The sequence below is a fragment of the Pseudomonas sp. Tof1 genome (assembly GCF_055390395.1).
In genome coordinates, this window is sequence record NZ_AP024344.1 from 1,081,139 (window position 1) to 1,104,063 (window position 22,925).

Below are 22,925 nucleotides of genomic sequence, written 5' to 3' on the forward strand. Positions count from 1 at the left end.
CGGCGGAGAGTCGATTGGACAGTCGCTGCCCTTCATGAAAATTGGAGGGGGGAGGAAAGTCCGGGCTCCATAGGGCGGAGTGCCAGGTAATGCCTGGGGGGCGTGAGCCTACGGAAAGTGCCACAGAAAACAACCGCCTAAGCACTTCGGTGCCGGTAAGGGTGAAAAGGTGCGGTAAGAGCGCACCGCACGTCTGGTAACAGTTCGTGGCTAGGTAAACCCCACTCGGAGCAAGACCAAATAGGGTTCCAAGGCGTGGCCCGCGCTGGAACCGGGTAGGTTGCTAAAGATGTCCAGTGATGGCCATCGTAGAGGAATGACTGTCCTCGACAGAACCCGGCTTACAGATCGACTCTCCACTTTTTCCCCTCCCTGCCCGCAATCGCTGGCAGAAGCGCATTTGTAATATCGAAAAAATCTTAGTCTTAACAAACTACTTTAACTTCTGACCTCAAGTTTCTGAGGCGCATCGAGTTTGCCCGGAAGAAACCTCTCCAGATTCTCGCAAAGTCTCCTTTTACGCTCCTAAATCTCCGTTCTGTAAGGGTTTTCCTTAAGACCGTGCCTTGACGGTGTGGTGGGCGCATTCCTATAGTGTGCGCAAGTGGAGGAAAGTGGCATGAAGTGGGTTTTTTGGACGTAAAACGCTAATATTTGGAGAAACGCAGCTGTGTTTCGCGGAGCCAACGCTATCAGTCTCGATGCCAAGGGCCGTCTCGCCATGCCGAGTCGGTACCGTGACGAGCTCGATTCGCGTAGTTCCGGACAACTGATCGTCACCATCGATGCGGTCGATCCCTGCTTATGTGTATATCCACTCGACGAGTGGGAACTGATTGAGACCAAGTTGCGTGCGCTGCCGTCGTTGCGGGAAGAGAACCGCCGTCTGCAGCGTTTGCTGATTGGTAATGCCGTCGATCTCGAACTCGATGGCAGTGGCCGTTTTCTGGTGCCGCCGCGCCTGCGTGAGTACGCGAAGCTGGACAAGCGCGCGATGCTGGTGGGCCAACTGAACAAGTTTCAACTGTGGGACGAGGACGCCTGGAATGCTGTTGCTGCAGCGGACCTGGCGGCCATTCAACAACCGGGCGCGATGCCTGATGAACTGCGTGATCTGATCCTGTGACTATTGATAGCGGCTTTAACCACATCACCGTACTGCTTGACGAAGCCGTCGAGGCTCTCGCCGTACGCCCTGATGGCTGCTATCTGGATGGCACCTTCGGTCGGGGCGGGCATAGCCGCCTGATTCTCAGCCGACTCGGACCTGATGGCCGACTTCTGGGTTTCGACAAGGATCCACAGGCGATTGCCACCGGGCAAGCGCTAGCGGCCGAAGACGGCCGCTTTGTCGTTGTGCAGCGCAGCTTTGCCGAGCTGGGGGCGGAGGTCGCCGAGCGGCAGATGGCGGGCAAGGTCAATGGCATCCTGCTCGACTTGGGCGTTTCCTCGCCACAGCTGGATGACCCGCAGCGCGGCTTCAGCTTCATGAATGACGGTCCGCTGGACATGCGCATGGACCCTTCGCGGGGGATCAGTGCCGCCGAGTTCATCGCCACCGCGCCGGTGGAGGAAATTGCCCGGGTCTTCAAGGAGTACGGCGAGGAGCGTTTCGCCGGTCGCATGGCCCGTGCCGTGGTCGAGCGTCGTGAAATCAGGCCTTTCGAGCGCACGGCCGATCTGGCCGAGGTGCTCAAGGTCGCCAACCCGGCCTGGGAGAAGGGCAAGAACCCGGCGACCCGGGCGTTCCAGGGCCTGCGTATTCACGTCAACAATGAGCTGGGCGATCTCGAAGCCGGCCTCGAAGCAGCGCTGGACGCCCTCGAAGTCGGCGGTCGCCTGGTGGTGATCAGCTTCCACTCGCTGGAAGACCGCATCGTCAAGCTGTTCATGCGCCGCCTGGTCAAGGGCGAGGAAGACAACCTGCCGCGTAACCTGCCGGTCCGCCACCAGGCATTCGAACCGCGCATCAAGGTGCACGGCAAGGCCCGGTTCGCCTCCGACGCCGAGCTCAAGGCCAACCCGCGTGCTCGTAGTGCCGTCATGCGTGTCGCGGAGAAATTGCGGTGAGCAAGCTCTACGCCAAGCCACTTCCGGGCGGAAGCTTTTTCATGTTCCTGCTATTTGTCGCCGTACTGGTGTCCGCCATCGGCGTGTCCTATAGCGCGCACTGGAACCGCCAACTGCTCAACTCGCTCTACAACGAGCTGAGCGTGCGGGACAAGGCCCAGGCCGAGTGGGGGCGACTGATCCTCGAGCAGAGCACCTGGACCGCCCATAGCCGTATCGAGACCCTGGCCACCGAGCAACTGAAGATGCGCATTCCCAGCCCGTCCGAGGTCAGGATGGTGGCGCCATGATGAAGCTCGAAGGCGCGCTCTATCCGTGGCGTTTCCGCGTCGTGCTCGGCGCGCTGGCGCTCATGGTCGGCTATATCAGCTGGAAGATCGTCGACCTGCAGGTCATCGATCGTGCGTTCCTGATCGGCCAGGGCGACGCGCGCAGCATGCGGCACATTCCGATTCCCGCCCACCGCGGCCTGATCACCGACCGTAACGGCGAGCCCCTGGCCGTGAGTACGCCGGTGACCACGCTGTGGGCCAATGCCAAGGAAATGCAACTGGCCAAGGATCGCTGGCCGGCCCTGGCCCAGGCGCTCGGGCAGGATCCCAAGCTGCTGGCCGAGCGCCTGGAGCAGCAGGCCAACAAGGAGTTCATCTATCTGGTCCGCGGCCTGACCCCGGAGCAGGGCCAGGCCGTGCTCGATCTCAAGGTTCCCGGTGTCTACGGCATCGAGGAGTTCCGGCGTTTCTATCCAGCCGGTGAAGTGGCGGCGCACATGGTCGGTTTTACCGACATCGACGACCACGGGCGCGAAGGGGTGGAGCTGGCCTACGACGAGTGGCTGGCCGGGGTGCCCGGCAAGCGACAGGTGATCAAGGACCGGCGCGGCCGGCTGATCAAGGATGTCCAGGTAACCAAGAACGCCAAGGCCGGTAAGCCCTTGGCGTTGTCCATTGACCTGCGCCTGCAATACCTGGCCAACCGCGAACTGCGCAACGCCCTGGTGGAAAACGGCGCCAAGGCCGGCAGCCTGGTGATCATGGATGTGAAGACCGGCGAGATCCTCGCCATGGTCAACCAGCCGACCTACAACCCGAACAATCGTCGCAACCTGCAGCCGGCGATGATGCGCAACCGCGCGATGATCGACGTGTTCGAGCCGGGTTCGACCATGAAGCCGATCTCCATGAGTGCCGCCCTGGAAACCGGACGCTGGAAGCCCAGCGATACGGTCGAGGTCTATCCCGGCACCCTGCAGTTGGGCAAGTACACCATCCGCGACGTTTCCAAGACCGAAGGCCCGGTGCTCGACCTGACCGGTATCCTGATCAACTCCAGTAACGTGGGGATGAGCAAGGTCGCCTTCGATATCGGTGGCGAGGCGATTTTCCGCGTCATGCAGAAAGTCGGCCTGGGCCAGGACACCGGTCTCGGCTTCCCTGGCGAGCGCGTCGGCAACCTGCCGAACTACCGTGAGTGGCGCAAGGCCGAAACCGCGACCCTGTCCTACGGCTATGGCCTGTCGGTGACCGCCATCCAGCTGGTGCACGCGTTCTCGGCCCTGGCCAACAATGGCAAGATCGTGCCGCTGACCCTGATCAAGACCGACAAGACGCCCGAAGGTACCCAGGTCATCCCGGAAAAGGTCGCCAAGACCATGCAGGGCATGTTGCAGCAGGTGATCGAGGCGCCGCGGGGTGTCTGGCGTGCCAAGGTCCCGGCCTATCATGTCGCCGGCAAGTCCGGTACCGCGCGCAAGACATCGGTCGGCACCAAGGGTTATGCCGAGAACTCCTATCGCTCGCTGTTCGCCGGTTTCGGCCCGATGAGCGATCCGCGTTACGCCATCGTGGTGGTGATCGACGAACCAAGCAAGGCCGGCTACTTCGGTGGCCTGGTTTCGGCGCCGGTCTTCAGCAAGGTGATGTCCGGCACTCTGCGGCTGATGAACGTCAGCCCGGATGACCTGTCGAGTATTCCGCAGCAGCAAGCCATCGCCGCGCCGGAACCTGTAAAAGGAGGGCGTGGTTAATGTCCCTGAGCCTGAACAAGATTTTCCCTCATGCCGGTCGCGATCTGCTGATTCGCGAGCTGGCGCTCGACAGCCGCAAGGTGCGCGCCGGTGACCTGTTCCTGGCGGTGCCGGGTGGCAAGGTCGACGGCCGCAACCATATCGCCGATGCGCTGCAGCGTGGGGCGGCGGCGGTTGCCTATGAAGCCCAGGGCGCTACCGTGCTGCCGATCACCGATGTCCCGCTGATTCCGGTCAAGGGCCTGGCGGCGCAGTTGTCGGAGATCGCCGGACGCTTCTATGGCGAGCCGAGCCGGCAACTGAACCTGGTGGGTGTCACCGGTACCAATGGCAAGACCAGCGTCAGCCAACTGGTGGCCCAGGCCCTCGACCTGCTTGGTCAGCGCTGCGGGATTCTCGGCACCCTGGGCAGCGGGTTTCATGGCGCGCTCAACAGCGGCATGCTGACCACGCCGGATCCGATCGCCGTGCAGGCGACCCTGGCCGACCTGAGGAACGCCGGTGCCAGGGCCGTGGCCATGGAGGTTTCCTCCCACGGCCTGGATCAGGGCCGGGTCAGTGCCCTGGCCTTCGACGTGGCGGTGCTGACCAATCTCTCGCGCGACCATCTCGATTATCACGGCACCATGGAAGCCTATGGTGCGGCCAAGGCCAAGCTGTTCGATTGGGCCAACCTGCGTTGCCGGGTGATCAACCTCGACGACGACTTCGGCCGGCGGTTGGCAACTGGCGAGCACGAATCGCGGTTGATCACCTACAGCCTGCAGGACAGCAGTGCCCACCTGTATTGCCGGGACGCCCAGTTCGGTGACGAGGGGGTGCGCGCGACGCTGGTGACCCCGCAGGGCGAACATCATTTGCGCAGCACGCTGCTCGGCCGCTTCAACCTGAGCAACGTCCTGGCAGCCGTGGGCGCCTTGCTGGGGCTGGATTACGCCCTGGATGAAATCCTGCGGGTGTTGCCGCAACTGGAAGGCCCGGCCGGTCGCATGCAGCGTCTGGGTGGCGGCACGCGCCCGCTGGTGGTGGTTGACTATGCACACACCCCGGATGCCCTGGAAAAGGTCCTGTTGGCCTTGCGCCCGCATGCCAAGGGGCAGTTGCGTTGCCTGTTTGGCTGTGGCGGCGACCGCGATCGCGGCAAGCGCCCGCTGATGGCCGAACTGGCCGAGCGTCTGGCCGACAGCGTGCTGGTGACCGACGACAACCCGCGCACCGAGGATCCCCAGCAGATCTTCGACGATATCCGTCCGGGCTTCAGTACCCCTGATGCCGTGCGTTTCGTGTCCGGTCGTGGCCTGGCGATTGCCGAGCTGATTGCCGCTGCCAGTGCCGACGACGTGCTCGTCCTGGCCGGCAAGGGGCATGAGGATTACCAGGAGATCAACGGCGTGCGCCACGCCTTCTCCGATCTGGTCGAAGCCGCCAAGGCTCTGGATGCCTGGGAGGCCGCCAATGCTTGAAGCCATGAAATTGAGTGAGGTCGCCAATGCCTTGTCCGGTCGCCTGAGTGCGGCCGATGCCAGTTTCTCCGGGGTGAGTATCGACAGCCGGTCGATTCAGCCTGGGCAACTGTTCGTTGCCCTGACCGGGCCGCGTTTCGATGGGCATGATTACCTGGACGACGTGGCGACCAAGGGCGCCGTCGCAGCGCTGGTGGAGCGCGAGGTGGCCGGCAGCCAACTGCCGCAACTGGTGGTTCGTGATACCCGCCTGGCCCTGGGGCAGCTTGGGGCGCTGAATCGGGCACTGTTCAAGCAGCCGGTGGCGGCGGTTACCGGTTCCAGCGGCAAGACCACGGTCAAGGAAATGCTGGCGAGCATTCTGCGTACCCGTGGCCTGGTCCTGGCGACCCGGGGCAACCTGAACAACGATCTGGGCGTGCCGCTGACCTTGCTCGAACTGGCGCCGGAGCACAGTGCCGCGGTGATCGAACTGGGTGCTTCGCGTATTGGCGAGATCGCCTACACCGTCGCCATGACCAGGCCACATGTCGCGATCCTGAATAACGCCGGAACCGCCCATGTCGGCGAGTTCGGTGGCCCCGAGAAAATCGTCGAGGCCAAGGGCGAAATCATCGAAGGGCTGCAGGCCGACGGTACTGCCGTACTCAACCTGGACGACAAGGCCTTCCCGATCTGGAAGGTCCGGGCTGGCGCCCGCAAGGTGCTGAGCTTTGCCCTGGACAATGACAGCGCCGATTTCCACGCCCGCGCGGTTTCCCGCGATCCACGCGGCTGCCCGCAATTCGAGCTGCACGCTCCCGACGGCTCGGCACCGGTTCAACTGAACCTGCTGGGCACGCACAACGTGGCCAATGCCCTGGCCGCCGCCGCCGCCGCCCATGCGCTGGGCGTGTCCCTGCCGGGAATCGTCGCCGGGCTGGAAGCGGTCCAGCCGGTCAAGGGCCGGACGGTGGCGCAATTGGCAATCAATGGCATTCGCGTGATTGACGATACCTACAACGCGAACCCCACCTCAATGTGCGCTGCCGTTGATATACTCGCCGGCTTTTCCGGCCGCACCGTTCTGGTGCTCGGAGATATCGGCGAGTTGGGCGAGTGGGCGGAGCAGGGGCATCGTGAAGTAGGGGCTTACGCCTCAGGCAAGGTTTCCGCGCTGTACGCGGTGGGACCGATGATGGCCCACGCCGTCGACGCATTTGGCCAAAACGCTCGTCATTTCGCCACTCAGGCCGATCTGATCGAGGCGCTTGGCGCCGAGCAAGACACCAATACCACCATTTTGATCAAGGGTTCGCGCAGCGCGGCGATGGAAAACATCGTGGCGGCCCTGTGCGGGCCTGCGCCTCATATCAAGGGAGAGACGCATTAATGCTGCTGCTGCTAGCGGAGTACCTGCAACAGTTCTACAAAGGCTTCGCGGTCTTCCAGTACCTGACCCTGCGCGGGATTCTCGGGGTGCTGACCGCGTTGTCTCTGTCGCTGTTCCTGGGCCCGTGGATGATTCGTACCTTGCAGAACCTGCAGATCGGCCAGGCAGTTCGCAATGACGGCCCGCAATCGCACCTCTCCAAGTCCGGCACGCCGACCATGGGGGGCGCGCTGATCCTGTCGTCCATTGGCGTCAGCACCCTGCTGTGGGCGGACCTGCATAACCGTTATGTCTGGGTGGTGCTGCTGGTCACCCTGCTGTTCGGCGCCATCGGCTGGGTCGACGACTATCGCAAGGTGATCGAGAAGAACTCCCGTGGGCTGCCAAGCCGCTGGAAGTATTTCTGGCAGTCGGTGTTCGGCCTGGGGGCGGCGATCTTCCTGTTCATGACCGCGCAGACCCCGGTGGAAACCACCCTGATCGTGCCGATGCTCAAGGATGTCAGCATTCCTCTGGGCGTGGGCTTCGTGGTCCTGACCTATTTCGTGATCGTCGGTTCGAGCAACGCGGTCAACCTGACCGACGGTCTCGACGGCCTGGCGATCATGCCGACGGTGATGGTCGGTGGTGCACTGGGTATCTTCTGCTACCTGTCGGGTAACGTGAAGTTCGCCGAATATCTGCTGATCCCCTACGTACCGGGCGCCGGTGAGCTGATTGTGTTCTGTGGCGCGCTGATCGGTGCCGGCCTGGGCTTCCTCTGGTTCAACACCTATCCGGCCCAGGTTTTCATGGGCGATGTCGGCGCCCTGGCGCTGGGCGCGGCCCTGGGCACCATCGCGGTGATCGTTCGCCAGGAAATCGTCCTGTTCATCATGGGCGGGGTGTTCGTCATGGAGACCCTGTCGGTGGTCATCCAGGTCGCTTCCTTCAAGATGACCGGTCGCCGGGTGTTCCGCATGGCACCGATTCACCACCACTTTGAACTCAAGGGCTGGCCTGAGCCACGCGTGATCGTCCGGTTCTGGATCATCACCGTGATTCTGGTGCTGATCGGCCTTGCCACCCTGAAGCTGAGGTAGAACCCGTGTCGCTGATCGCTTCTGACCACTTCCGCATCGTTGTCGGCCTCGGCAAGAGCGGCATGTCCCTGGTTCGCTTCCTGGCGAACCGGGGCGTTGCCTTTGCGGTGGCCGATACGCGGGAGAATCCACCGGAGCTGGCCACGCTGCGCCGTGACTACCCTCAGGTGGAAGTGCGTTGTGGCGAGCTGGATGTCGAGTTTCTCTGCCGTGCCGACGAACTCTACGTGAGCCCGGGCCTGGCCCTGGCGACCCCGGCGTTGCAGGCGGCTGCGGCCCGTGGCGTGAAACTGTCCGGCGATATCGAGCTGTTCGCGCGTAACGCGAAGGCGCCGATCGTCGCGATCACCGGCTCCAACGCCAAGAGCACCGTGACCACCCTGGTGGGCGAAATGGCGGCTGCTGCCGGCAAGCGCGTGGCGGTCGGTGGCAACCTCGGCACCCCGGCGCTGGACCTGCTCGGCGACGATATCGAACTGTATGTGCTGGAGCTGTCGAGCTTCCAGCTGGAAACCACCGACCAGTTGAACGCTGCGGTGGCGACCGTGCTCAACATCAGCGAAGACCACATGGACCGCTACAGCGGCTTGCCGGCCTATCACCTGGCCAAGCACCGGATCTTCCGCGGAGCGAAGCAGGTGGTGGTCAACCGCCAGGACGCCCTGTCCCGGCCGCTGATGAGCGAAGGCCTGCCCTGCTGGACCTTCGGTCTGGGCAAACCGGACTTCAAGGCTTTCGGCCTGCGCGAGGAAGGCGGCGAGAAATACCTGGCCTTCGAGTTCCAGAACCTGATGCCGGTGCGCGAACTGAAGATCCGTGGTGCCCATAACCAGTCCAACGCCTTGGCCGCGTTGGCGCTGGGGCATGCCGTGGGGTTGCCGTTCGACGCGATGCTGTCGAGCCTGCGCACCTTCGGCGGCCTCGAACACCGCTGCCAATGGGTGCGCGAGCACAACGGCGTGAACTACTACAACGACTCCAAGGCCACCAACGTCGGTGCCGCGCTGGCGGCCATCGAGGGCCTGGGAGCCGATATCGACGGCAAGCTGGTGCTGGTCGCCGGCGGCGACGGCAAGGGCGCGGATTTTTCCGCCCTGCGTGCGCCGGTTGCGGCCCACTGCCGGGCGGTGGTCCTGCTGGGCCGCGATGCCGAACTGCTGGCCCAGGCGCTGGGTGACGAAGTGCCATTGATTCGTGTGCAGACCCTGGACGAAGCGGTGCGGCGTAGCGCCGAGCTGGCCCGGGACGGCGATGCCGTGCTGTTGTCGCCAGCCTGCGCCAGCCTCGACATGTTCAGGAACTTCGAAGAGCGCGGGCGCCTGTTCGCCAGTGCCGTGGAGGGCTTGGCATGAATTTCAATATCCTCAAGCCGTATCCGTCGCCGATTATCACCGGGCGTGGTGTCGACGTCGATTTCCCGATGCTCGCCGGCTGCCTGGCGCTACTCGGCCTCGGCCTGGTGATGATCACCTCGGCATCCTCCGAAGTGGCTGCCGTGCAATCGGGCAACGCGCTGTACCACATGATCCGCCACCTGATCTATCTGGTCATCGGCGTGGGCGCCTGCATCGCCACGATGATGGTACCGATCGCCACCTGGCAGCGCATGGGCTTCATGATGCTGGTGGGCGCCTTCGGCCTGCTGGTGATGGTGCTGCTGCCGGGTATCGGCCGTGAAGTGAACGGTTCGATGCGCTGGATCGGGTTCAGTTTCTTCAACGTGCAGCCTTCGGAAATCGCCAAGGTGTTCGTGGTGATCTACCTCGCCGGCTACCTGGTGCGCCGGCAGAAGGAAGTGCGCGAGAGCTGGATGGGCTTCTTCAAGCCGTTCGTCGTGCTGCTGCCGATGGCCGGCCTGTTGCTGATGGAACCGGACTTCGGGGCCACCGTGGTGATGATGGGGGCCGCGGCGGCAATGCTGTTCCTCGGCGGCGTCGGGCTGTTGCGCTTCGGCTTGATGGTGTTGCTGGCCGTAGTCGCGGTGGTGGTGCTGATCAAGGCGCAACCCTACCGGATGGCCCGTCTGACCACCTTCACCGACCCCTGGGCCGACCAGTTCGGTTCCGGCTACCAGCTGACCCAGGCGCTGATCGCCTTCGGTCGTGGCGAGTGGCTGGGGGTCGGCCTGGGCAACAGCGTGCAGAAGCAGTTCTACCTGCCCGAAGCCCATACCGACTTCGTGTTCTCCGTACTCGCCGAAGAGCTGGGTGCGGTGGGCTCGCTGTGTACTGTCGCACTGTTCGTGTTCGTCAGCGTGCGGGCCATGTACATCGGCCTGTGGGCGGAGAAGGCCAAGCAGTTCTTTGCCGCCTACATGGCCTACGGCCTGGCGTTCCTGTGGATCGGCCAGTTCCTGATCAACATCGGCGTGAACGTCGGCCTGCTGCCGACCAAGGGCCTGACCCTGCCGTTCCTCAGCTACGGTGGCAGCTCCCTGGTGATCTGCTGCGCCTGTCTCGGCCTGTTGCTGCGCATCGAGTGGGAGAGTCGAACCCACCTGGGCAGCGAAGAGATGGAATTCGATGAAAGCGACTTTGCGGAGGACACTCCCTATGGCCGCTAACGTGCTGATCATGGCCGGCGGCACCGGCGGCCACGTGTTCCCGGCGCTGGCGTGTGCCCGCGAGTTCCAGGCGCGGGGCTTCACCGTGCACTGGCTGGGCACGCCGCGCGGTATCGAAAACGAACTGGTGCCCAATGCCGGGTTGCCGCTGCACCTGATCAACGTCGCCGGCCTGCGTGGCAAGAGCAAGCTGTCGCTGCTCAAGGCGCCGTTCGTGCTGCTGCGGGCGATCTGGCAGGCGCACAAGGTGATCCGCCAACTGAAGCCGGTCTGCGTGCTGGGCTTTGGTGGTTATGTCACCGGTCCTGGTGGGGTCGCCGCGCGCCTGGCTGGCGTTCCGGTGATCGTGCACGAGCAGAATGCCGTGGCGGGTACCGCCAATCGGCTGCTGGTGCCGCTGGCGGCACGGGTCTGCGAAGCTTTCCCGAATACCTTCGGCGCCTCGGACAAGCGTCGTACCACTGGCAACCCGGTGCGCCCGGAGCTGTTCCTGGAGACTCCGCGCCAGGCCCTGGGCGGCCGTCCGGCACGCCTGCTGATCCTCGGTGGCAGCCTTGGCGCCGAACCGTTGAACAAGCTGCTGCCCGAGGCCCTGGCCCAGGTGCCGGCCGAGTACCGCCCGGAGGTTTTCCACCAGGCCGGTCGCAACCACGACCAAGTGACCGCCGAACGCTACCAGGCGGCGGGTGTCGAGGCGCAGGTGGCGCCCTTTATCAAGGACATGGCCCAAGCCTATGGCTGGGCCGACCTGGTGGTCTGTCGCGCAGGCGCCTTGACCGTCAGTGAACTGGCTGCTGCCGGTCTGCCCTCGTTGCTGGTGCCTCTGCCCCATGCGATCGACGACCACCAGACCCGCAATGCCGAATATTTGGCCGGGGAGGGCGCTGCCTTCCTGCTGCCGCAAAGAACGACTGGCGCCGCCGATCTGGCGGCACGCCTGACAGAGGTTTTGATGCAACCGGAACGACTGAACACCATGGCGAGCACCGCACGCCGCCTGGCCAAGCCCGATGCTACCCGCACCGTCGTCGAGATCTGCCTGGAGGTGGCCCATGGTTGAGAGTCAGAAAGCCATCCCGCAACCGGAAATGCGCCGCATCCGTCGCATCCACTTCGTCGGGATCGGCGGCGTGGGCATGTGCGGGATCGCCGAAGTACTGCTGAACCTGGGCTATGAAGTGTCCGGTTCCGACCTGAAGACCTCGCCGGTCACCGACCGGCTCGAGTCGTTTGGCGCGAAGATCTTCATCGGCCATCGTTCCGAGAACGCCGCCAGCGCCGACGTGCTGGTGGTGTCGAGCGCCGTGAACAAGTCCAACCCGGAAGTCGCGACCGCCCTGGAACGTCGTATTCCGGTGGTGCCGCGGGCCGAGATGCTCGCCGAACTGATGCGTTATCGCCACGGCATCGCCGTGGCCGGTACCCATGGCAAGACCACCACCACCAGCCTGATCGCTTCGGTGTTCGCCGCTGGCGGCCTCGATCCGACCTTCGTCATCGGCGGCCGGCTGAATGCCGCGGGTACCAATGCCCAGCTCGGTACCAGCCGCTACCTGATCGCCGAAGCCGACGAAAGCGATGCCAGCTTCCTGCACCTGCAGCCGCTGGTCGCCGTGGTCACCAACATCGACGCCGACCACATGGACACCTACGAGGGTGACTTCAGCAAGCTGAAGAAGACCTTCGTCGAGTTCCTCCACAACCTGCCGTTCTACGGCCTGGCCGTGGTCTGCCTGGACGATCCGGTGGTGCGCGAGATCCTCCCGCAGATCGCGCGTCCGACCGTGACCTACGGGGTTCACGAAGACGCCGACGTGCGCGCGATCAATATCCGCCAGGCCGGCATGCAGACCCACTTCACTGTGCTGCGCCGCGATCGCGAGCCGCTGAACGTGTCGGTGAACATGCCGGGCAACCACAACGTGCTGAACGCCCTGGCCACCATCGCCATTGCCACCGACGAGGGCATCAGCGATGAAGCCATCGTCCAGGGCCTGTCGGGCTTCCAGGGTGTCGGTCGGCGCTTCCAGGTCTACGGCGAACTGCCGGTGGACGGCGGCAGCGTGATGCTGGTCGACGACTACGGCCACCACCCGACCGAAGTCGCGGCAGTGATCAAGGCCGTGCGTGGTGGCTGGCCGGAGCGCCGCCTGGTAATGGTCTACCAGCCGCACCGCTATACCCGTACCCGCGACCTGTACGACGATTTCGTCCAGGTCCTGGCCGACGCCAACGTGCTGCTGCTGATGGAAGTCTATCCGGCGGGCGAAGAGGCCATTCCCGGTGCGGACAGCCGCCAGTTGTGCCGCAGCATCCGCCAGCGTGGCCAGCTCGACCCGATCTACATCGAGCGTGGCGTGGACCTGGCGCCGCTGGTCAAGCCACTGCTGCAACCGGGCGACATCCTGCTGTGCCAGGGCGCCGGTGATATCGGTGGCCTCGCGCCGCAATTGCTCAAGAGTTCGCTGTTCGCAGGCGCGGTTGCCGCTGCCGGCGCGGAGAAATCGAAATGACCGCCGCCTACGCCAACCTGTTTTCGACCCTTGAGCCGAAGGACTTCGGTCGCGTCGCCGTGCTGTACGGCGGCAAGAGCGCCGAGCGTCCGGTTTCGCTGAAATCCGGCGCCGCCGTGCTTGAAGCACTGCAGGGCGCTGGCGTCGACGCCTTCGGTATCGACGTCGGCGACGATCTGTTGCAGCGCCTGCTGAACGAGAAGATCGACCGGGCCTTCATCATTCTGCATGGTCGCGGTGGTGAAGACGGCAGCATGCAGGGCCTGCTGGAGTGCCTGGAGATTCCCTACACCGGTAGCGGCATCCTGGCCTCGGCCCTGGCCATGGACAAGTTGCGCACCAAGCAGGTGTGGCACAGCCTGGGTATTCCAACCCCGCGCCACGCCGTGCTGGGCTGCGAAGCCGACTGTATTTCAGCCGGTGCGGAACTGGGTTTCCCTTTGATCGTCAAACCTGCCCATGAAGGCTCCAGTATCGGGATGGCCAAGGTGACCAGCGTCGACGAATTGATCGCCGCCTGGAAAGCCGCCGCCACCTACGACTCGCAAGTGTTGGTCGAACAGTGGATTCACGGTCCGGAGTTCACCATTGCGACGCTGCGTGGCCAGGTTCTGCCGCCGATCGCCCTCGGCACCCCGCATTCGTTCTACGACTACGACGCCAAGTACCTGGCATCCGATACCCAGTACCGGATTCCTTGTGGCCTCGACACTGCCAAGGAAAAGGAACTGATGGACCTCACGGCGAAAGCCTGCGAGGCGCTCGGTATCGCCGGTTGGGCGCGTGCCGACGTGATGCAGGACGCCGATGGCCAGTTCTGGTTCCTGGAAGTCAACACCGCCCCGGGCATGACCGACCACAGTCTGGTGCCCATGGCGGCACGTGCGGCCGGCCTCGATTTCCAGCAACTGGTGCTGGCGATCCTGGCGGAAAGTGTCGCCAGCAATCCAGGACCGAGAGGTTAACGAGCCATGCACGGCGCGCAGATTCGTCATCAGCCACCCGGTTCCGGCCGTAACAAGCCGGTGCCGCGGGGCGCCAGTCGAATGGTGGCCAAGGAGCCGGTGTCGGCGCGTCTGCCGAAAGCCAATTTCGGCTTCCTGAAGCGCCTGATGTGGCCGGTCCTGCTGGTGGCACTGGGCTTTGGCACTTACGAGGGAGCCCAGCGCCTGCTGCCCTATGCGGATCGTCCGATCAGCAAGATCAACGTTCAGGGCGACCTGAGCTACATCAGCCAGCAGGCGGTGCAGCAGCGGATCGCGCCGTACGTGGCGGCGAGCTTCTTCACCATCGACCTGGCGGGTATGCGCGCCGAGCTGGAAACCATGCCGTGGATCGCCCACGCCGAAGTCCGCCGGGTCTGGCCGGACCAGGTGGTTATCCGCCTGGAAGAGCAGTTGCCGGTGGCCCGCTGGGGCGACGAGGCGCTGCTGAACAACCAGGGCCAGGCGTTCGCGCCGCGGGAACTGGCGAACTACGAACATCTGCCGCAGTTGTTCGGCCCGCAGCGGGCCCAACAGCAGGTGATGCAGCAGTACCAGGTCCTGAGCCAGATGTTGCGCCCGCTGGGGTTCTCCATCGCCCGGCTGGAACTGCGGGAACGGGGCAGCTGGTTCCTGACCACCGGCGCGGGCAGCGCGGGGCCGGGCATCCAGTTGTTGTTGGGCCGCGACCATCTGGTCGAGAAGATGCGCCGTTTCATTGCCATTTATGAAAAAACGCTGAAAGAACAGATTACGAACATTGCCAGCATCGATCTGCGCTACGCCAACGGCCTGGCCGTCGGATGGCGGGAACCTGTGGCACCCGTAGCGGACAAACCCGCCGTTGCGAAGAATTAAGAAGAGGCAGGACCATGGCAAACGTGCAAAGCGGCAAAATGATCGTCGGACTGGATATCGGCACCTCCAAGGTGGTGGCGCTGGTGGGCGAGGTTGCGGCCGATGGCACAGTGGAAATCGTCGGTATCGGTACTCATCCCTCCCGCGGCCTGAAGAAGGGCGTGGTGGTGAATATCGAGTCGACCGTTCAGTCGATCCAGCGGGCGGTGGAAGAGGCGCAGTTGATGGCCGGCTGCCGGATCCACTCGGCGTTCGTCGGCGTGGCGGGCAATCACATCCGCAGCCTGAACTCCCATGGCATCGTCGCCATCCGTGATCGCGAAGTCAGTTCGGCTGACCTGGAGCGCGTGCTCGATGCGGCCCAGGCCGTGGCGATCCCGGCCGACCAACGGGTACTGCACACCCTGCCGCAGGACTACGTGATCGACAACCAGGAAGGCGTGCGCGAGCCCCTGGGCATGTCCGGCGTGCGTCTGGAAGCCAAGGTCCACGTGGTCACCTGTGCGGTGAACGCGGCACAGAACATCGAGAAATGCGTACGTCGTTGCGGTCTGGAAATCGACGACATCATCCTCGAACAGCTGGCCTCGGCCTATTCGGTACTGACCGACGACGAGAAGGAACTGGGCGTGTGCCTGGTGGACATCGGCGGCGGTACCACCGACATCGCCATCTTCACCGAAGGTGCGATCCGCCATACCGCGGTGATCCCGATCGCCGGCGACCAGGTGACCAACGATATCGCCATGGCGTTGCGCACTCCGACCCAGTACGCCGAAGAGATCAAGATCCGCTATGCCTGCGCCCTGGCCAAGCTGGCCGGTGCCGGCGAAACCATCAAGGTCCCGAGCGTGGGTGATCGTCCGCCGCGCGAGCTGTCGCGCCAGGCCCTGGCCGAAGTGGTCGAGCCGCGTTACGACGAACTGTTCACGCTGATCCAGGCCGAGCTGCGCCGCAGCGGCTACGAAGACCTGATTCCGGCCGGCATCGTGCTGACCGGTGGTACCTCGAAGATGGAAGGCGCGGTCGAGCTGGCCGAAGAAATTTTCCACATGCCGGTCCGCCTGGGTGTTCCGCACACCGTCAAGGGGCTGTCCGACGTGGTCCGCAATCCAATCTATTCAACTGGGGTGGGGCTGTTGCTGTACGGGCTGCAAAAGCAGTCGGACGGCATTTCCCTGTCCGGTTACAACGGCGGCAACAGAAACGACTATCGCGATGAAGAGCAGAAAGCTCCTGTATTCGAGCGCCTGAAGCGCTGGGTCCAGGGCAACTTTTAAAGTTTCAAAGCAGTAGAAGTAGGCGAAAAAACTAGAGAAATGAAAGGAGAGGGAACATGTTCGAACTCGTAGACAACGTCCCACAAAGCCCGGTAATCAAGGTTATCGGTGTCGGCGGTGGCGGCGGCAACGCCGTCAACCACATGGTCAAGACCAACATCGAAGGCGTCGAATTCATCTGCGCCAACACCGATGCCCAGGCGCTGAAGAACATCGGCGCGCGGACCATCCTGCAACTGGGCACCGGCGTGACCAAGGGCCTGGGTGCCGGTGCCAATCCGGAAGTTGGCCGCCAGGCCGCTCTGGAAGACCGCGAGCGCATCGCCGAAGTGCTGCAGGGCACCAACATGGTGTTCATCACCACCGGCATGGGCGGTGGTACCGGTACCGGTGCAGCGCCGATCATCGCCGAAGTGGCGAAGGAAATGGGCATCCTCACCGTTGCGGTGGTAACCCGTCCGTTCCCGTTCGAAGGGCGCAAGCGCATGCAGATCGCTGACGAGGGCATCCGTGCCCTGAGCGACAGCGTCGACTCGCTGATCACCATTCCCAACGAGAAGCTGCTGACCATCCTGGGCAAGGACGCCAGCCTGCTGTCGGCTTTCGCCAAGGCCGACGACGTGCTGGCCGGTGCCGTTCGCGGTATCTCCGACATCATCAAGCGTCCGGGCATGATCAACGTCGACTTCGCCGACGTGCGTACCGTGATGAGCGAGATGGGCATGGCGATGATGGGCACTGGCTGCGCCAGCGGTCCCAACCGTGCACGTGAAGCCACCGAGGCGGCGATCCGCAACCCGCTGCTCGAAGACGTCAACCTGCAGGGCGCGCGCGGTATCCTGGTGAACATCACCGCCGGTCCCGACCTGTCCCTGGGCGAGTACTCCGACGTGGGTAGCATCATCGAGGCCTTCGCTTCGGAAGCGGCGATGGTCAAGGTCGGTACCGTTATCGATCCGGACATGCGCGACGAACTGCACGTGACCGTGGTCGCCACCGGTCTGGGTGCCCGCATCGAGAAGCCTGTGAAGGTCATCGACAACACCCTGCAGACCGCCGCCAGCCAGCCGGCCGCCACCCAGGCACCTGCTGCCGCGCGTCAGGAACTGCCGTCGGTGAACTACCGCGACCTGGATCGTCCGACCGTCATGCGCAACCAGGCCCAGGCCGGTGCTGCGACTGCCGCGAAGATGAACCCGCAGGACGATCTGGACTATCTGGATATCCCGGCCTTCCTGCGTCGTCAGGCCGATTGATGGAATGTATCAGGAGTATTAGGGTGATTGGTGTTCAGCAAAGGTCTGGTCTGATATTATCGCCAGCCTTTGTTGATACCTGTTCGCAATTTGCGCTGAAGCGGCCAAAGCCATGATTAAACAACGCACCCTGAAAAATATTATCCGTGCTACAGGTGTCGGCCTGCACTCGGGCGAGAAGGTCTATCTGACCCTCAAACCAGCGCCCGTGGATACCGGCATCGTGTTTTGTCGTGCCGACCTCGACCCTGTGGTGCAGATTCCTGCGCGCGCGGAAAACGTTGGTGAAACCACCATGTCGACCACCCTGGTCAACGGTGACACCAAAGTGGACACGGTGGAGCACTTGCTCTCGGCCATGGCTGGCCTGGGCATCGATAACGCCTACGTCGAGCTCTCCGCGTCCGAAGTTCCGATCATGGACGGCAGCGCTGGACCCTTCGTATTCCTGATTCAATCCGCCGGCCTGGAAGAACAGGACGCAGCCAAGAAGTTCATCCGCATCCTGCGCGAAGTCACAGTGGAAGACGGCGACAAGCGCGCCACTTTCGTGCCTTTCGACGGGTTCAAGGTGAGCTTCGAGATCGATTTCGATCACCCGGTGTTCCGTGACCGCACCCAGAGTGCCAGCGTGGATTTCTCCAGCACGTCGTTCGTGAAGGAAGTCAGCCGCGCCCGTACCTTTGGCTTCATGAGTGATATCGAGTACCTGCGCAAGCACAACCTCGCACTCGGCGGCAGCGTGGAAAACGCCATCGTGGTCGACTCGGACGGTGTACTGAACGAAGACGGCCTTCGTTACGAAGACGAATTCGTCAAGCACAAGATCCTCGACGCCATCGGTGACCTCTACCTGCTGGGCAACAGCCTGATTGGTGAGTTCAAGGGCTTCAAGTCCGGTCACGCGCTGAACAACCAGCTCCTGCGCAAGCTCATCGAGCAGAAGGATGCCTGGGAAGTGGTGACTTTCGAAGACGCCAGCACGGCGCCGATCTCGTACATGCGTCCCGTTGCGGCCGTGTAACGACTTTCTCCTTTTGTTGTTCTTCAAAGGCTGCCCCCGGGCAGCCTTTTTTTATGCCGCGAGTTCGATGTCCGCGGCGTGAACCACCTGGTCGCGGCCGTTGTGCTTGGCCTGGTACAGCGCCTGGTCGGCAGCCTGTAGCAGTTGCTCGATGTTGGCCCCGGCGCTGACGGCTTCGCGGGTAACCAATCGGGTGCTGGCGCCGATACTGACGGTTAGAGGGCAGGCCCCGGCGACCGGCGCCGGCATCTGCCGGATGGCATTCAGAATCTTCCCGGCCAGGCAACGGGCGCCGTTCTCGTCGGTTTGGGGCAGGATCACCGCGAACTCCTCGCCGCCATAACGCGCGAGCAGGTCAGCCGGGCGGCGAATGTTCTCGCCGATCACCCGGGCGATTCGACGCAGGGCTTCGTCGCCCATCGGATGCCCATGGCGGTCGTTGAACACCTTGAAATGGTCGGCATCGATCATCAGCAGCGACAGCGGCTGGCCTGAGCGTTGTGCCCGGTTCCATTCGTGCAGCAACGACTGGTCCAGGGCCCGGCGGTTGGCGACGCCCGTAAGGCTGTCGGTGGTGGCCAGCTCGGCCAGTTCCTGCTCGGCCCGCTGGCGTCGGCGCAGTTCCCGCGCCAGCAGCCAGCTCAGCCACAACAGGCCGGCGCACAACCCGCCGGTGGCGCTGCCCACCAGCCAGGTGGTACGCCACCAGGCGGCATAGACTTCTTCCTCCGACAGTGCCACCACCACGATCAGCGGCAATTCGCCGACCCGGGAAAAGGTATACAGCCGCTGCTTGCCGTCGACACCGGAGATCGCGCTGAAACTGCCATTGCCCTCATGCACGATGCGCAGGAAGTTGGGACGCTGGCTGAAGTCCTTGCCGACCATGTCGGCACTCATCAGCGGCTCCTGGGCGAGGAGGATGCCATCGCTGCTGAGCAGGTTGACCGTACTGCTGGCACCGATATTCAGGGTCTTGAACAGTTCGTTGAAGTAGCTCAGGCGTATCGCGGCCCGGGCCACGCCGAGAAATTCGCCTTCGGGCGACGAAACCCGGCGGCTGAAGCCGATGCGCCAGTCGATCATGCGCCCGCGGGCGAGGAACGGATGGCTGACCATCATTGTCGGGCTGGGGTTGTCGATATGGGCCTTGAAGTATTCGCGGTCGGCGAAATTGCCTGGCCGGGGCTCCACCGAGGACGAGTCGGCAATCACCTCGCCATGCTTGTCGAGCAGCAGGATATCGCCCTTCTGCGGGGACGCCGTGGCGCTGTCGAACAGCGCCAGGTGGCGAACCTGCGGCGAGACGTGCTTGAGGTCCTCGCGCCGCGCCGCGGCAATCAGGTCCTGCAGTGACTTGTCGTAGAGTTCGGCATTGCGCAGGACATCGGCGTCGATCAGTTGCACGATGTTCGTGGCGGCACGCGTGGCGACCAGTTCCGCGCTGCCCCGCTCGCGGATCAGCAGATAGATGACGATGCCGAGGATCGCGCTGACGCTCAGGCCGCTGCCCAGTACCAGCAGCAGGCGAGGCATTGCCGAAAGGTTCGAAGAGTGATTGATGGCAAACCTCATGCAGCTCGGGGGTGTCGGGGCCCGTATAAAGCCCCAGCGTAAAAAAGGCCAGCCTCCGCCAGCTGGCCCTTTACCGAATGCTAGAAGATATTCACCGGGTAGTCGACGATGACCCGATACTCGTCGACCGCCGAACAGCCCGCACTGCTACGGTTGCTCGCCCACCGCAGGCGGATCGCCACTGGCCTCCTGCACCACGTAGCGGACGTTCGCTGGCAGGATGCTGGAGCCGTCGCCGGCCTGGGTGGCGTTCGACATCGTTGCAGCCGAAGCAATGAAGATCGGTCTGAGTGAGAGGGCGATCTTCATGACTGTCGAGCTACTTGAATCGATGAGACGGTCGTTCCTGTTGCGTGACGCAGGAGGCAGGCGAAAATAAAGAAAGCCGCTGTATCAGCGGCTTTTGAAGCCATCGACCCCGGGCAGGAAACTGGATCGATGGAGAGGGAAGCGTTCTGCGGGCAGCTTTCAGCTGTCCCTGGCGCTGTCCGGCTGAGCCGGATTTACCGAGCTGTGCCGCTCTGGCGTGCGGCTTTGGGCCTTGGCGGTCATTTCGACGTGATCCTGGCGGGCAGCGGCCCGGGCGGCGTTCTGCGCGACGAAAGACTGGGACTCCTCGGCGTGGGCCAGAGGCGACAACATGACAGCGGACAGGACAAAGAGACTGGCCATACCCATGGAACTGGACATTTTAAAGAACCTTCTTGCTGAGCAAGTGCTGTTGGTTGAGGCAAGGTTAAATGCCCTGGGGGCCTGGAAAAAGACCGGCCCGCTTGAAGGACTGTTACGTTCTGGGCAACAGTCCCTGTCGGGCGAGCGTCAGGCGGGGAGATGGATGCCGAAGGTATTGACGCCGTCGCCGCTGTGTACGAACACATCGCCGCCGTGCATCAGCGCGATCGCCTTGACGATCGCCAAGCCCAGTCCATGGTTGGCGCCACTGTTGCTGCGCGAGGCATCGACTCGATAGAAGCGTTCGAACAGGCGCGACAGATGCTCGCTGGCGATGGTTTCCCCGGGGTTGGACACCGCGATCGTCACCTGCCCGCCCTCCTGCTCGATGCGTACCAGAATCACCTGCTCGGGCGCGGTGTGTTGCACCGCGTTGCTCAGCAGGTTGATCAGCGCCCGACGCAGGTGGGCGATCTCGATCCGCACCAGGGCATCGCCACTGACCTCGACCCGGACCCGGGCGTCCTCGAGAATGAAATCCAGGTAGTCGAGGGTCGTCGCCACCTCTGCCGCCAGCGAGGTACTGATCAGCTTGGTGGCCTTGCTGCCCTGGTCGGCGCTGGCCAGGAACAGCATGTCGTTGATGATCGAGCGCAGGCGCTCCAGTTCCTCGAGGTTCGATTGCAGCACCTCGAAGTAATGTTCGGCGGAGCGTCCGCGGGTCAGTGCCACCTGGGTCTGGCCGATCAGGTTGGTCAGCGGCGAGCGCAGTTCGTGGGCGACATCGGCGTTGAACGATTCCAGTCGCGAATAGGCCTGTTCCACCCGCTCCAGGGTCGAGTTGAAGGCATTGACGAACTGACTGAGCTCCGGCGGCAGCGGCGACAGCTGCAGGCGTCCGGTCAGGCGTGGCGGGGCCAGCTTGCCGGCCTCCTGTGACAGCTTGATCAACGGCTTGAGGCCGATCCGGGCGACCCAGTAGCCCAGGGCCGAGGCCAGCAGCACACCGACGATCGCCAGGCTGACCAGGGCGATCAGCAACTGGTGCTGGGTCTGACGGAAGGTCTCGGTGTCGATGGCGATCAGGAACTGCAGGGGCGGCCGCTGGTCCTTGGCCGGCATGGTATTGAGCAGCACCTTGAACGGGTAGGCGTGCCCCGGCAACTGCAGGTCACGCATGCCCCTGGGGCCGGCGGCGAAGGCGCGGATCTGCGCATCGGGCGCGCCGTATTCATAGTTCGGGTCGCTGCTGACCACCCAGAAGCGGATGCGCTTGTCCTCCTCGCCCAGTTGCTTGAGCTTGGCGCTGAACTTGGCCCAGTGATCCGGCGTGCCGAAACGGTTGATCGAGGATTCGAGCACGCTGTAGCGCGCATCCAGTTCAGCTTCGGGCAGCAGACCAAGGCCCTTTTCCACCTGCAGGTACAACGCACCGCCGATCAGCAGGAACACCAGCAGCGCCACCAGGCTGAACAGGGTGCTCAGGCGCAGGGCGATGGAGTTAGTCGACACCGCGGCTCTCCAGCACATAACCCATGCCGCGGATGGTGTGCAGCAGTTTCTGTTCGAACGGGCCGTCGAGCTTGGCGCGCAGGCGCTTGATCGCCACCTCGACGACGTTGGCATCGCTGTCGAAATTGATATCCCAGACCATCTCGGCAATCGCCGTCTTCGAGAGGATTTCGCCCTGGCGCCGGGCCAGCACACTGAGCAGCGAGAACTCCTTGGCGGTCAGGTCCAGGCGCTGGCCGGCACGGCTGGCCTTGCGGCTGATCAGGTCGACCCAGAGGTCGGCGACGCTGATCTGCACGGGCTCATGGCCGCCGCCGCTGCGCCGGGTCAGGGCCTGCAGGCGGGCCACCAGTTCGAGAAAGGAAAACGGTTTGCCCAGGTAGTCGTCGGCGCCATCGCGCAGGCCACGGATGCGGTCCTCGACCCGCTCGCGGGCGGTGAGCATGATCACCGGGGTCTGCTTGCGTGCCCGCAGGGCCTTGAGCACGCCGAAGCCGTCGAGTTCCGGCAGCATCACGTCGAGGACGATCACCGCGTAATCGCTTTCCAGCGCCAGGTGCAGGCCGCCGACGCCATCGCGCGCGAGGTCGACGGTGTAGCCCTGCTCGGTCAGGCCGCGATGCAGGTAGTCGGCGGTTTTTTCTTCATCTTCGATAATCAGGACTCGCATGGCTCA

20 protein-coding genes and 1 other RNA gene are annotated in these 22,925 nt (G+C 63.6%); 17 read left to right on the plus strand and 4 right to left on the minus strand.

Translation table 11 applies throughout. From position 1 onward, the window contains the following. Positions 1-6 precede the first annotated feature (6 nt). The 17 genes from rnpB (at position 7) to lpxC (ending at position 18,490) form a co-directional block, all read left to right on the plus strand. An RNA gene (rnpB, locus tag ACZ5KU_RS04915) (RNase P RNA component class A) lies at positions 7-360 on the plus strand. 310 nt (positions 361-670) lie between these two features. Beyond that, positions 671-1,126, plus strand: coding sequence for a division/cell wall cluster transcriptional repressor MraZ (mraZ, locus tag ACZ5KU_RS04920; protein ID WP_054059869.1), 456 nt, complete (start codon positions 671-673; stop codon positions 1,124-1,126). After that, positions 1,123-2,070 (plus strand): 16S rRNA (cytosine(1402)-N(4))-methyltransferase RsmH, encoded by a 948-nt coding sequence (rsmH, locus tag ACZ5KU_RS04925; RefSeq protein WP_054059868.1) that lies wholly within the window; start codon positions 1,123-1,125, stop codon positions 2,068-2,070. Before mraZ ends, rsmH begins: the two co-directional genes overlap by 4 nt. Continuing rightward, positions 2,067-2,360 (plus strand): cell division protein FtsL, encoded by a 294-nt coding sequence (gene ftsL, locus ACZ5KU_RS04930; protein ID WP_017904835.1) that lies wholly within the window; start codon positions 2,067-2,069, stop codon positions 2,358-2,360. Before rsmH ends, ftsL begins: the two co-directional genes overlap by 4 nt. Continuing rightward, the gene (locus ACZ5KU_RS04935; RefSeq protein WP_192842759.1) at positions 2,360-4,096 is read left to right on the plus strand and encodes a peptidoglycan D,D-transpeptidase FtsI family protein; all 1,737 of its coding nucleotides are present in this window, start codon (positions 2,360-2,362) and stop codon (positions 4,094-4,096) included. Before ftsL ends, ACZ5KU_RS04935 begins: the two co-directional genes overlap by 1 nt. Beyond that, positions 4,096-5,559 carry a UDP-N-acetylmuramoyl-L-alanyl-D-glutamate--2,6-diaminopimelate ligase gene (locus tag ACZ5KU_RS04940; protein ID WP_054059866.1) on the plus strand — a complete coding sequence of 488 codons (1,464 nt, stop codon included), beginning with the start codon at positions 4,096-4,098 and terminating at the stop codon, positions 5,557-5,559. The genes ACZ5KU_RS04935 and ACZ5KU_RS04940 overlap by 1 nt, the downstream gene beginning before the upstream one ends. Continuing rightward, the gene (locus ACZ5KU_RS04945) at positions 5,552-6,931 is read left to right on the plus strand and encodes a UDP-N-acetylmuramoyl-tripeptide--D-alanyl-D-alanine ligase (protein ID WP_054061935.1); all 1,380 of its coding nucleotides are present in this window, start codon (positions 5,552-5,554) and stop codon (positions 6,929-6,931) included. The genes ACZ5KU_RS04940 and ACZ5KU_RS04945 overlap by 8 nt, the downstream gene beginning before the upstream one ends. Next, positions 6,931-8,013, plus strand: a complete 1,083-nt coding sequence (gene mraY, locus ACZ5KU_RS04950) for a phospho-N-acetylmuramoyl-pentapeptide-transferase (protein WP_054059864.1) — start codon at positions 6,931-6,933, stop codon at positions 8,011-8,013. Before ACZ5KU_RS04945 ends, mraY begins: the two co-directional genes overlap by 1 nt. Before the next feature lie 5 nt (positions 8,014-8,018). Next, on the plus strand, positions 8,019-9,365 hold the full coding sequence (murD, locus tag ACZ5KU_RS04955; protein WP_054059863.1) for a UDP-N-acetylmuramoyl-L-alanine--D-glutamate ligase: 1,347 nt from the start codon (positions 8,019-8,021) through the stop codon (positions 9,363-9,365). Then, a complete protein-coding gene (gene ftsW, locus ACZ5KU_RS04960; RefSeq protein WP_054059862.1) occupies positions 9,362-10,576 on the plus strand; it encodes a putative lipid II flippase FtsW in 1,215 nt (404 codons plus the stop codon). Before murD ends, ftsW begins: the two co-directional genes overlap by 4 nt. Beyond that, positions 10,566-11,636, plus strand: a complete 1,071-nt coding sequence (murG, locus tag ACZ5KU_RS04965; RefSeq protein ID WP_054059861.1) for an undecaprenyldiphospho-muramoylpentapeptide beta-N-acetylglucosaminyltransferase — start codon at positions 10,566-10,568, stop codon at positions 11,634-11,636. Before ftsW ends, murG begins: the two co-directional genes overlap by 11 nt. Further along, positions 11,629-13,089: a UDP-N-acetylmuramate--L-alanine ligase gene (murC, locus tag ACZ5KU_RS04970; protein WP_054059860.1), complete on the plus strand. Its 1,461-nt coding sequence runs from the start codon at positions 11,629-11,631 to the stop codon at positions 13,087-13,089. Before murG ends, murC begins: the two co-directional genes overlap by 8 nt. Then, positions 13,086-14,054, plus strand: coding sequence for a D-alanine--D-alanine ligase (locus ACZ5KU_RS04975; protein WP_054061932.1), 969 nt, complete (start codon positions 13,086-13,088; stop codon positions 14,052-14,054). The genes murC and ACZ5KU_RS04975 overlap by 4 nt, the downstream gene beginning before the upstream one ends. Positions 14,055-14,060: 6 nt before the next feature. Beyond that, a complete protein-coding gene (locus ACZ5KU_RS04980; RefSeq protein ID WP_054059858.1) occupies positions 14,061-14,930 on the plus strand; it encodes a cell division protein FtsQ/DivIB in 870 nt (289 codons plus the stop codon). Between the two features lie 14 nt (positions 14,931-14,944). Beyond that, positions 14,945-16,210: a cell division protein FtsA gene (ftsA, locus tag ACZ5KU_RS04985; protein WP_017904846.1), complete on the plus strand. Its 1,266-nt coding sequence runs from the start codon at positions 14,945-14,947 to the stop codon at positions 16,208-16,210. Between the two features lie 56 nt (positions 16,211-16,266). After that, the gene (ftsZ, locus tag ACZ5KU_RS04990; RefSeq protein WP_054059857.1) at positions 16,267-17,466 is read left to right on the plus strand and encodes a cell division protein FtsZ; all 1,200 of its coding nucleotides are present in this window, start codon (positions 16,267-16,269) and stop codon (positions 17,464-17,466) included. A 112-nt stretch (positions 17,467-17,578) separates the two neighbouring features. Beyond that, positions 17,579-18,490 carry a UDP-3-O-acyl-N-acetylglucosamine deacetylase gene (lpxC, locus tag ACZ5KU_RS04995; RefSeq protein ID WP_010452622.1) on the plus strand — a complete coding sequence of 304 codons (912 nt, stop codon included), beginning with the start codon at positions 17,579-17,581 and terminating at the stop codon, positions 18,488-18,490. A gap of 51 nt (positions 18,491-18,541) precedes the next feature. Here lpxC and ACZ5KU_RS05000 read toward each other — a convergent pair whose 3' ends face one another. The 4 genes from ACZ5KU_RS05000 to ACZ5KU_RS05015 all read right to left on the minus strand — a co-directional run bounded on the left by ACZ5KU_RS05000 (position 18,542) and on the right by ACZ5KU_RS05015 (position 22,919). Further along, complete coding sequence (locus tag ACZ5KU_RS05000; protein WP_464736888.1) at positions 18,542-20,026, minus strand: sensor domain-containing diguanylate cyclase; 1,485 nt, start codon at positions 20,024-20,026, stop codon at positions 18,542-18,544. Between the two features lie 507 nt (positions 20,027-20,533). Continuing rightward, on the minus strand, positions 20,534-20,755 hold the full coding sequence (locus tag ACZ5KU_RS05005) for a hypothetical protein (RefSeq protein ID WP_054059855.1): 222 nt from the start codon (positions 20,753-20,755) through the stop codon (positions 20,534-20,536). Between the two features lie 129 nt (positions 20,756-20,884). Further along, positions 20,885-22,249 carry a heavy metal sensor histidine kinase gene (locus ACZ5KU_RS05010; RefSeq protein ID WP_054061931.1) on the minus strand — a complete coding sequence of 455 codons (1,365 nt, stop codon included), beginning with the start codon at positions 22,247-22,249 and terminating at the stop codon, positions 20,885-20,887. Then, positions 22,239-22,919: a heavy metal response regulator transcription factor gene (locus ACZ5KU_RS05015; RefSeq protein WP_017904851.1), complete on the minus strand. Its 681-nt coding sequence runs from the start codon at positions 22,917-22,919 to the stop codon at positions 22,239-22,241. Before ACZ5KU_RS05015 ends, ACZ5KU_RS05010 begins: the two co-directional genes overlap by 11 nt. Between the last annotated feature and the right edge of the window lie 6 nt (positions 22,920-22,925).